At 70.8% G+C, this 10,053-nt stretch carries 8 protein-coding genes; 2 read left to right on the plus strand and 6 right to left on the minus strand.

The window, feature by feature from the left end; translation table 11 throughout:
* Positions 1–95: 95 nt before the first annotated feature.
* Together B4M60_RS07775 and B4M60_RS07780 are read right to left on the minus strand one after the other, a co-directional pair.
* Positions 96–1,202: an NAD(P)H-dependent flavin oxidoreductase gene (locus B4M60_RS07775; RefSeq protein WP_291081963.1), complete on the minus strand. Its 1,107-nt coding sequence runs from the start codon at positions 1,200–1,202 to the stop codon at positions 96–98.
* A gap of 2 nt (positions 1,203–1,204) precedes the next feature.
* Positions 1,205–2,842: an acyl-CoA synthetase gene (locus B4M60_RS07780; RefSeq protein WP_291081950.1), complete on the minus strand. Its 1,638-nt coding sequence runs from the start codon at positions 2,840–2,842 to the stop codon at positions 1,205–1,207.
* 79 nt (positions 2,843–2,921) lie between these two features.
* On the opposite strand from B4M60_RS07780, the gene B4M60_RS07785 reads away from it, so the two are divergent.
* A complete protein-coding gene (locus B4M60_RS07785) occupies positions 2,922–3,728 on the plus strand; it encodes a crotonase/enoyl-CoA hydratase family protein (RefSeq protein ID WP_291081952.1) in 807 nt (268 codons plus the stop codon).
* Positions 3,729–3,737: 9 nt separating this feature from the next.
* Here the strand turns inward: B4M60_RS07785 and B4M60_RS07790 are convergent, their stop codons facing one another.
* From B4M60_RS07790 to B4M60_RS07800, 3 genes are all read right to left on the minus strand, one after another.
* Positions 3,738–5,198 carry an aldehyde dehydrogenase family protein gene (locus tag B4M60_RS07790; RefSeq protein ID WP_291081954.1) on the minus strand — a complete coding sequence of 487 codons (1,461 nt, stop codon included), beginning with the start codon at positions 5,196–5,198 and terminating at the stop codon, positions 3,738–3,740.
* Between the two features lie 131 nt (positions 5,199–5,329).
* Positions 5,330–6,772: an Ig-like domain-containing protein gene (locus B4M60_RS07795; RefSeq protein ID WP_291081956.1), complete on the minus strand. Its 1,443-nt coding sequence runs from the start codon at positions 6,770–6,772 to the stop codon at positions 5,330–5,332.
* A 68-nt stretch (positions 6,773–6,840) separates the two neighbouring features.
* Complete coding sequence (locus B4M60_RS07800; protein WP_291081957.1) at positions 6,841–8,445, minus strand: acyl-CoA synthetase; 1,605 nt, start codon at positions 8,443–8,445, stop codon at positions 6,841–6,843.
* Between the two features lie 66 nt (positions 8,446–8,511).
* On the opposite strand from B4M60_RS07800, the gene B4M60_RS07805 reads away from it, so the two are divergent.
* Positions 8,512–9,417: a DUF1707 SHOCT-like domain-containing protein gene (locus B4M60_RS07805; protein ID WP_291081959.1), complete on the plus strand. Its 906-nt coding sequence runs from the start codon at positions 8,512–8,514 to the stop codon at positions 9,415–9,417.
* 37 nt (positions 9,418–9,454) lie between these two features.
* On the opposite strand, the gene B4M60_RS07810 is transcribed toward B4M60_RS07805, so the two are convergent.
* On the minus strand, positions 9,455–10,053 hold a 599-nt coding region (locus B4M60_RS07810; RefSeq protein WP_291081961.1), incomplete at its 5' end, for an LLM class flavin-dependent oxidoreductase.

Raw genomic sequence — 10,053 nt, forward strand, 5'->3', positions numbered from 1 at the left:
AGATGTGTATAAGAGACAGCGGCAGGAGGGTAGCGGATCCAAGGCCGGGCGGGCCGGGCGGGCGGGGCGCGGCGGGCGGCGGGCGGCGGGCGGGGTCAGCCCAGGGTGCCGCGCAGCCGCTCGACGGCGGCCTCGTACTCGGCGACGATCTGCGCCATGGTGTCGGCGACCGGCACGATCCCGTCAAGCGAGCCGATGATCTGCCCCGCGGGCATGGCCACGACCTCCGGGTCCTGCGATTCCGAGATGCGCTGATGGGCCTCGGCCACGAGGATGTTCTGCAGCGGCATCGGCAGCGGGCTCGGGGCGCCCTCGGCCGCCCACGCCTCGGTCCACTTGCTCTTGAGCAGGCGCGCGGGCTTGCCCGAGTAGATGCGGGTGCGCACGGTGTCCCGGCTGGTCGCGGCGACGAGGGCCTGCTGCATGGCCTTGGAACCGCCATCCTCGGCGTATTCGGCGGCGGTGAGCCAGCGGGACCCCATCCACGCGCCCTCGGCGCCCATGCCGATCACGGCCGCGACCTGCGTGCCGTCGCCGATCCCGCCGGCGGCGAGCACCGGGGCGCGGCCGCCGAGCGCCTTGACGATCTCGGGGACCAGGACGAGGGTCGCCACGTCGCCGGTGTGCCCGCCGGCCTCGCCACCCTGGGCGATCACGATGTCGACGCCGTTGTCCACGTGGGCCAGGGCGTGCTTGGTGGCGCCGGCGAGCGCGGCGACCTTCATTCCGTTGGCGTGGGCGAGGTCGATGATGTGCTTGGGCGGCGAGCCCAGCGCGTTGGCGATGAGCACCGGCCGGTGCTTGAGCGACATCTCCACGTGCGCCTCGGCCACGGAGTGCAGCCACCCGAGCACGCCGGCGTTGTGCTGGGCGTCGTCGCCGAGCGGCGGCACCCCGAGGTCGTCGAGGACGCGGGAGACGAACGCCTTGTGCTCCTCGGGGATCATCGCGGCGATGTCGGAGGGGCTGCCCTCGGTGGGCACCTTGTTGGGCATGACGATGTCCACACCGTAGGGCTTGCCGTCGGTGTTCTCGTCCATCCAGGTGAGGACCTCGTCGAGCTCGGCGGCGTCGTTGTACCGGACGCAGCCGAGGACGCCCATGCCGCCGGCGCGGGTGACCGCGGCGGCGACGGCCTTGGACGGGGTGAACGCGAAGACCGGGTAGTCGATCCCGAACTCCTCGGCGATAGAGGTGCGAATGCTCACTTGCTGATCTCCTGGCTGTCGTCTGCGGGGCGGGACGCGGCGATCTCCGCGGCCCAGCGGTAGTCGGGCTTGCCCGCGGGATTGCGCTTGACCGAGGCCTCGACCCACAGCGCGCGCGGGCACTTGTAGCGGGCGATCTCGTTGCGGGCGTAGGTGTTGATCTCCTCGATCGGGGGGCACTTGCCGTCCCGGGTGTGCAGCACCGCGGCGACCTTGTGCCCCATCCTCTCGTCGGGGACCCCGATCACCAGCGCGTCGTACACGTCGGGATGCGTCTTGAGCGCGGCCTCGACCTCCTCCGGGTGCACCTTCTCGCCGCCGGTGTTGATGGAGACCGATCCCCGCCCGAGCATGGTGACGGTGCCGTCGGCCTCGACCCGGGCGTCGTCGCCGGGGATCGAGTAGCGCTTGCCGTTGAAGGTCCTGAAGGTGGCGGCGGTCTTGGCCTCGTCCTTGTAGTAGCCGACCGGGATGTGCCCGGTGCGCGCCACCTTGCCGATGACCTCGGATCCCGGCGGGATCTCGTTGCCGTCGTCGTCCAGGACGGTGGTCTCCCCGTCGATCTTCACGCGCGGCCCCCCGGTGTGGGTCTTGCCCTTCTCCGCGAGCGCGATGCCGGAGAAGCCCGTCTCGGACGAGCCGATCGAGTCGGAGATCATGGCGTTGGGGAACGCGTCGATGAACTGGTCCTTGACCGACGGCGAGAAGAGCGCGGCGGAGGAACCGAGATAGAACAACGACGACGAGTCGTACTTCTCCGGATCCCAGGCCTCGATCATGGGGCGCGCCATGGCGTCTCCCGTGATGAACATGAGATTGATCTTGTGCTCGGTCACGGCCTGCCACACGGCCTCGGGGTCGAACTCCGGGATGAGGATGCTGGTGTGCCCGGCGAACAGGGCCATGAGGATCGCCCACTGCGCGCCGCCGTGGATGAGCGGGGGCAGCGCCGCCCGGACCAGGACGCCGCCGTCGACCGCCTTGTTGGCGAGTTCCCACTCGTCGGCGACCCGCTCGCCGGTGAGGAAGTCGATGCCGCCGCCGAGGACCATGAACACGTCCTCCTGCCGCCACATCACGCCCTTCGGCGAGCCCGTGGTCCCGCCGGTGTAGAGCATGTAGATGTCGTCGTTCGAGCGCTCCCCGAAGTCGCGCTCGGGCGACTGCGCGGCCAGCGCGTCGTCGTAGCGGGCCACCGTGACGCCCTCGGGCACGACCGGGTCGGGGCCGTCGGTGCCGTCCTCCACGACCAGGCAGTGCCGGACGCCCGGGGTCCTGGCCAGGGTCTGCTCCAGGACGTCGGAGTACCGGCGCTCGTGGATCACCACGACGGAGTCCGAGTTGTCGAGCAGGTACTCGAGCTCGGCCGGGACGTACCGGTAGTTGACGTTGACCATGACGGCGCGGAGCTTGAAGATCGCGACCATCGCCTCCACGGCCTCGATGGTGTTCCGGCTGTACACCGCCACCTTGTCGTCCGGCCCCACGCCGACGGACCGCAGGTGGTGGGCGAGCCTGTTGGCCCGCTCCTCCAGTTGGCGGAAGGTGAACGACCGCTCGCCCTGGACCAGGACGACCCGGTCCGGGACGCGGTCAACGCTGTGCTCGACGAGATCTCCGATGGTATAGGCCATGCACCCAAACTAGAACGTGTTACCGTTCCGTGGGGCGGGTACGCGGATTCCCGCCGAGAAAGATTTCCCAGGAGGCCCGATGACCAGCGCCGCAACCCCCGAGGACCAGCACCTGCTCACCGAGCGGCGTGGGCACGTCCTGATCGTCACCATGAACCGGCCCGAGGCGCGCAACGCCCTGTCCGGCCCGATGATGCGGGGCATGGAGGCGGCGTGGGACCTCGTGGACTCCGACCCGGACATCCGGGCGTGCATCCTCACCGGCGCCGGCGGCTACTTCTGCGCGGGCGCCGACCTCAAGGCGATGAACAAGGACGCCCCGGGCGACAAGTTCGCCGGCGGCGGCTGGGACCTCACGCGCCTGCCCGCGCTGCTCAAGGGCCGCCGGCTGGCCAAGCCGCTCATCGCCGCGGTCGAGGGGCCGGCCATCGCCGGCGGGACCGAGATCCTCCAGGGCACCGACATCCGGGTGGCCGGCCGCTCGGCCAAGTTCGGCGTCTCCGAGGCCCGCTGGGGCCTGTACCCGCTGGGCGGTTCGGCCGTGCGGCTGGTCCGCCAGATCCCGTACACGGTCGCCATGGAGGTCCTCATGACGGGCCGCCACCTCACCGCGGAGGAGGCCGAGCGGTTCGGGCTCATCGGCCACGTGGTGGAGGACGGCTCCGCCCTGGACAAGGCGCTGGAGATCGCCGAGCTCATCGCCGCCAACGGCCCGCTCGCGGTGCAGGGGATGATCGAGACGATCCGCCGCACCGAGGGCATGCACGAGGAGGAGGCCTTCCGCGTGGACGCCGAGGTCGGCGGCCGGGTGTTCGCCTCCGCCGACGCCAAGGAGGGCCCCCGCGCCTTTGCCGAGAAGCGCAGGCCCGAGTTCCGGGGAGAGTGACCGGCGCGGCTACAGCCCCAGGCGCGTCCGCGCCTTCATCGCCCCGAAGTACCCCGAGGCGATCCGCTTCTTGCCCTTGGTGAACGGCGGCACCATGAGCTGGCTGGCGTTGAGGTCGAACGAGTGCAGCGCCACCGCCCGGGAGTGGGTGAAGGTCTGGAACCCGTGGTGCCCGTGGTATCCGCCCATGCCGGAGTTGCCCACGCCGCCGAAGGGGATGGCGGACGAGGCCATGCCGATCCCGAAGTCGTTGCCGTAGATGTTGCCCGAGCGGGTGCGGTCGGCCACGGTCTCGAACCGCTCGTTCTTCTCGCCGTACCAGTACAGGACCAGCGGGCTGGGCCGGTCGTTGATGTACCGGATCGCCTGGTCGAGGCTCGAGTACGGGAACACGGTGAGGACGGGGCCGAACACCTCGTCGGAGTCGATCTCCATCTCCGGCGTCACGCCGGTGAGCAGCGTGGGCGCGATCTTGCGGACCACCGGGTCGGGGAGCCGCTCCCCGGCCGGCGCGGCGTCGCGCTTGACGGCCCCCTTGGCCACGGCGTCGTCGATCAGGCCGACGATCCGCTCGTAGTTCGAGGTGTTGATGGTGGCGGTGTACTCGGGGTTCCCCGCGATGGCCGGAAGGGCCGTGCGCCACTGGTCCAACACCGTCTCGCAGAACCTCTCGAGCTCGGCCTCGGGGACGAAGACGTAGTCGGGGCACATGCACACCTGGCCGCCGTTGACCATCCGGGAGGAGGCGATGCTGCGGGCGGCCCGCTCCAGGTCGGCGCTGGAGTCCACCACGACCGGGTTCTTGCCGCCCAGCTCGAGCGTGATCGGGGTGAGGTTCTCGGCGGCGTCCTTGGCCACGGACTTGCCCACGCCCGGGGATCCGGTGAAGAACAGGTGGTCGAAGGCCAGCGCGGAGAAGTCGGAACCGCGGCCGTGCTCCGGCCCGGCGATAGCGAGTTCGTCGACGGCGAAGTACTCCGGCGCCCGGCGGGCCAGCACGTCGGTGGTGTTCGCGGTGACCGAGGACGGCCGGATCATCACCCGGTTGCCGGCCCCCAGCGCCGACCCCGCCGGGACGATAGTGAGGTACAGCGGGAAGTTCCAGGGCCCGATGATCCCCACGACGCCCTTGGGGTCGTGCCGCACCTGCTGGGTGAAACCGGCCGCGTCCATCAATCGCGACGGGCGGGTGGGCTTCATCCACTTCTTGAGGTTGCCGCGCTGGTGGTCCAGGTCCGGGATGGAGGAGGCGATGTCGGTGATGGTGGAGAAGGTCTCGGGCCGCGAGCCGTAGTCCTCCCGGATCGCCCCGGTGAGCTCGGCGGCGTTGTCCAGGACCAGCTCCTTGAGCCGCTGGATCCGGTCGCGCCGGATCTTGGCGCCGGGCTGGGGATCGGCGAGGAAGGCCTGCTGCTGCCGCTCGAGGATCTGGGCGAGGGTGAGGTCGCGGGCGGTGGGGGTGCTGATCATGCGTCCAGAGTAGAACTTGTTATCGTTCCGCGTCGAGGCGGTGGGGAGATCCCGGCCGAAACCCCGCGACCGCGGCGAGGGCCCGCCTCCCCGACCGGGAAGACGGGCCCTCGCCCTCGCGTTCCGAACGATCAGCCGCCGAGGGAGCCGGTGACGGACCCGAGCGAGCCGAGGCCGCCGGTTCCCGGGTCGTCCGGAAGGGGATCGACCACCCGGGGCGTGATGACGGCCTGCGTGGTGGCCTGCGAGGCGGTGTACACGCCCTCGCCCGAGAACACCGCGCGAACCGTGCGCTCCCCGGCGGCGGACGGGGTCCACACGAGAGTGGCCACCCCACCCGCACCGACCGGGGCCGTCCCGATGACGGTCTGGCCGTCGTGGAAGGTGACGGTGCCGCCGGCGATTCCCGTGCTCACCGTGGCCTTCAGCGCGATGGGCGTCTGCGCCGAGGCGCTGGCGACCGGGTCGAGAGTGGTGGTGGTGGCCACGACCTGCGGATCCGCCGCCGCGACGGTGTACGGCGCGGCGCCGGACGACGGGTCGACCCCGGACCGGCCGGAGAAGTGCACGTCGATCGTCCGCAGCCCCGCCACCGCCGGGATCCAGTCGATCGCGGCCTGGCCGTCCGCCCCGACCGGGGCGGAACCGATCCGGGCCCCGTTCTCCTCGAACACCACCTCACCGCCCGCGGCGGCCGGGGAGACCGACGCGGTCAGCCGGGCCAGCTGACCGACCTTCGGCGCGGTGCCCGCGCTCACCGTCACGGAGGAGCCGACATTGGCCTGGGAGACCACCACGGTGCGGTCCACCGAGACCGACCCGCCGCGGGTGGGGGTCTGCACGAAAGTGGCGCGGACCGTCCGCGTCCCGATGGACGTGGGGGTCCACTGCAGGGTGGCCTGGCCGCCGGACACCTGCCCCGAGCCGACGGGTTGTCCGTCGACCGTGAACTCGAGCTGCGCGCCGTCGGGCACGTTCGTGGTGACCGCGTTCAGCGGGACCGTCTGGCCGAGCTGGGGGTTGGTCGGCTGGTTGAGGAACACCGAGGTGCCCTTGCGGAGCACCGTGACAGACGGACCCATCGAGTCGTTGCCCAGCGTGTCACTCCCGGCGGGTGCGCGCTTGATCACAGCTCCGCCGGTGTTGATGACGCCCGCGCCACACGTGACCGTGTACTTGGCGGTGAGGACGAACGGGTCCGCGATCCGGCCGAGGCCGAACGTCCACCGGACACGCTGGCCGTCGACCGCGATGTCGCCGCCCTTCGACGCCGTCGCCGAGCCCGGGACCAACTCCATGCACTCCGGGGTAAAGTCGCGGACCTCGTACAGCAGGTAGGCGCCCGTGGTCCGCTCGACCCGGGTGGTCACCGTGACCGTGTCCCCGTGCGTGGGGCTGGCGTCGCTCACCGTGCGGGTGATGGCGAACTTGGACTCGACCGTGCTGCCCGGGGTGGTGACGGTAGCCGACACCGGCGCCGCCCCCGCGGACGCACCGCCCAGCACGAGCATCGAGCCCGCCAGCACGGACGCCCCCGCCGCGGCGAGCGCCCGGCGCGTGATTGACTGCCTCATCGATTCTCCCTGCTACACCCGTTGTATGACGTGCGTAACAGTATCGCGCCGGTCGGGGGTCGTCCCAATTACTGGACTGCCGCCCAATACGGGTCCTTGAGCGTGCGCTTGACCAGCTTGCCGTTGGCCTGCCGGGGCAGCGCGTCCACCACGTCGATGGTGCGCGGCAGCTTGAACTTGGCCAGCCGCCCGGCGAGGTCGGCCAGGATCTCGGCCTTGAGCTCGTCGGACTCGGTGTAGCCCTCGGCCAGCTCGATCACGGCCTTGACCTCCTCGCCCCAGTCCTTGTGCGGGATGCCAAACACGGCCACGTCGCGCACGGCCTCGTGGCGGGTCATCTCGGACTCGATCTCGGCCGGGTAGATGTTCACGCCGCCGGAAATGATCATGTCGTTCTTGCGGTCGCAGAGGAACAGGTAGCCGTCGGAGTCCACGTAGCCGATGTCGCCCATGGTGAACAGCTCGCCCACATACGTCTTCGCTGTTTTCTCCTCGTCCTGGTGGTACTCGAACCTGGACCCGTGCATCTGCAGGTAGACGTTGCCGGTCTCGCCGACGGGAAGCTCGTTGCCGCTGTCGTCGAGGATCTTCAGCGTCGTGGTCCTCCACGGCCGCCCCACGCTGCCGGGCTTGCGCAGCCACTCCTCGCCGGTGATGGTGCAGCCGCCACCCTCGGTGCCGGCGTAGTACTCGGTGAGCACCGGGCCCCACCAGTCGAGCATGGCCTGCTTGACGTGCTTGGGACACGGGGCGGCGCCGTGGACGATCGTCCGCAGGCTCGACACGTCGTACCTCGCGCGCACGTCCTCGGGCAGCTCGAGCAGCCGCGAGAACTGGGTGGGGACCATGTGCGACTGGGTGACGCCGTGGGCGTCGATCAGCCGCAGCATCTCCTCGGGCGTCCACTTGTCCATGAGCACCACGGCCTGGCCCAGGTTGAGAGAAATGGTGACGAAGTTGAGCACGGCCGTGTGGTAGAGCGGCGAGCCGCAGATGTGGACGTTGTCCGGGCCGTGGATGCCGAACCCGGCGAAGAAGTAGTAGTTGGGGACCGTCACCTGGTCCGGCGAGGCGCCGGTCAGGGGCCGGCGCACGCCCTTGGGACGGCCGGTGGTTCCACTGGTGTAGAGCATCGGGGCGCCGAGGATCCGCGACGACGGCAACGGGCTCTCCCCCGCCTGCGGGGCCGTGAGCTCGGACAGCGGACGGAATCCGGGCACGTCGCCCACGGCGTAGCAGCGGGCCGGGTCGAGCCCCGCCTCGCCGGCGGCGATGGTCGCGACGTCGGCGAACCGCTCGTCCGCGATGAACACCGTCGAGCCGGAGTTCTCGAGGATGTAGGCGACCTCGGGGCCGGTGAGGTGCCAGTTGGCGGGCGCCACGTAGAGCCCGATCTCGATGGCCGCGTAGTAGACCTCGAGGAACTCGATCGAGTTGGGCGCCAGCAGCACGATGCATTCACCGGTCTCGAGTCCCAGTTCCTGCAGGCCGCGGGCGTAGCCGTGGGCGGCCTCGGCGAGCTGGCCGAAGGACGCCTGGCGGCCGGAGGACTCGATCACCGCGACCCGGTCCGGATCGGCCTCGGCGATCCGGTAGACGCTGGTCACGTGCTCGCCGGTCCGGGGATCCAGGACTCCGGCGTCGGCGGGGACGGTGGGGGTGGGTGCGCTCATGACCCCAGACTAGAACGTGTTCCTATTCCAGGTCCAGGGATTGACGCGGAGGACTATCCTCATCCCATGTCCGCCGACTCCTCCGGAACCCGGGCGACACGGGCGACCGACACCGACCGCACCGCGGTGATCACCGCGCTCGACTCGGCCCTGGCCAGCGGCCAGCTCGACCAGTTCGAGCACTATGAGCGGGTCCGCGTGGCCACCCACGCGCGCCGGGTCTCGGAACTCCGGCCGCTGCTGGCCGACCTCCAGGGCGTCGACGTGCGGTTCCACGGCGACCGCGGGCCGGGCCGGAGGAGGCCCGCCTCGTCGTCGTCGTCCCCGTCCTCGACGGACCCCTCGTCGGGGACCCGGCCGAGGATCACCACCCGCCACCCCTGGGGCTTCCTCGCGCTGTTCGCCCTGGTGGGCGTGGCGATCTTCGCCTCCCTCCTGGTGGTCTCCCAGCGCCTCGACGACCAGTGGACCGGCTCCCTCGCGGGCGACACCGGCGCGGCGGTCGACCGCGGGGCGGGCGACGCCCGCGTGCTGGACAACCCCGGACCGCTGACCCTCGCGGGCCTCCAACGGGTCTTCTCCACCGCCGCCGGGGCCTCCGGCTCCGAGGTCGCCACCCGGATCATCGCGCATCCCGAGCACGCGTCCATGACCTGGACCGACCCCGAGCACCCCAGCCGCGAGCTCGCCAAGTCCTATCGGGGCGGGTGGTCGGAGACGACGGACGGCCCCAGCTCCGGCGACCCGTCGTTCCGGCTGGCCGACCTCGACGCCGAGATGATCGCGCCCATCATCGCCGGCGCACCTGAGACCCTCGGAGTCCCGGACGGGCGGCCGACGCACGTCATCATCGACGCCGACGACGCCGGCATGCCCCTCTACTCGGTGTACGCGTCAAACGAGTTCCACCAGAGTGGCTACCTCACGGTCAACCACCTCGGCGAGCCGGTGCGCATGTTCCCCGCGAACTGACCCGCCCGCCCCCGCCGCGAGCGCGGCCGGGCGGGGCTCACCCGATGAGCGTGGCGATCTGCTCGATCTCCTCGACCGTCCGGGCCGTCACGACGAGCATGGTGATGCCCGCGGCCTCCCACTCGGCGATCTGCGAGCGCACCGACGCCTCGTCGCCGATGATCGCGGTGGCCTCGACCATCTCGTCCGGCACCGCGGCGGCGGCCTCGTCCTTGCGCCCGGAGCGGAACAGCTCGGTGATGCGGGCGACGTCGTCGGCGAAGCCCATGCGCGCGAACGCCTCGGCGTGGAAGTTCTTCTCCTCCGCGCCCATCCCACCGGCGTACAGGGCGGTGAACGGCTTGTAGGCGTCGAGCACCGCGCGCCGGTCGTCGGTGATGTGGAGCTGGCAGAGGAAGGCAACCTCGAAGTCCTCGCGGGTCCGGCGGGCGCCGGGGCGGGCGAAGCCCTCGTCGAGCCACGAGTTGAACTGGTCGGCCGAGCGCGGCGAGGCGAGGAAGCCCAGCCAGCCGTCGGCGATCTCGGCGGCGAGCGCCACGTTCTTGGGGCCCTCGGCGCCCAGCCAGATGGGCACGTCCTCGCGCAGCGGGTGGACGATCGACTTGAGCGGCTTACCGCTGTCTCTTATACACATCT

This window comes from Dietzia sp. UBA5065, from assembly GCA_002415925.1.
Lineage (GTDB): Bacteria > Actinomycetota > Actinomycetes > Mycobacteriales > Mycobacteriaceae > Dietzia.

Excerpts from the sequence above, each read along its gene's own strand:
- B4M60_RS07800 (WP_291081957.1), bottom strand. The coding sequence starts at position 8,445 with ATGAGCGCACCCACCCCCACCGTCCCCGCCGACGCCGGAGTCCTGGAT.
- B4M60_RS07805 (WP_291081959.1), top strand. The coding sequence starts at position 8,512 with ATGTCCGCCGACTCCTCCGGAACCCGGGCGACACGGGCGACCGACACC.
- B4M60_RS07795 (WP_291081956.1), bottom strand. The coding sequence starts at position 6,772 with ATGAGGCAGTCAATCACGCGCCGGGCGCTCGCCGCGGCGGGGGCGTCC.
- B4M60_RS07780 (WP_291081950.1), bottom strand. The coding sequence starts at position 2,842 with ATGGCCTATACCATCGGAGATCTCGTCGAGCACAGCGTTGACCGCGTC.
- B4M60_RS07790 (WP_291081954.1), bottom strand. The coding sequence starts at position 5,198 with ATGATCAGCACCCCCACCGCCCGCGACCTCACCCTCGCCCAGATCCTC.
- B4M60_RS07785 (WP_291081952.1), top strand. The coding sequence starts at position 2,922 with ATGACCAGCGCCGCAACCCCCGAGGACCAGCACCTGCTCACCGAGCGG.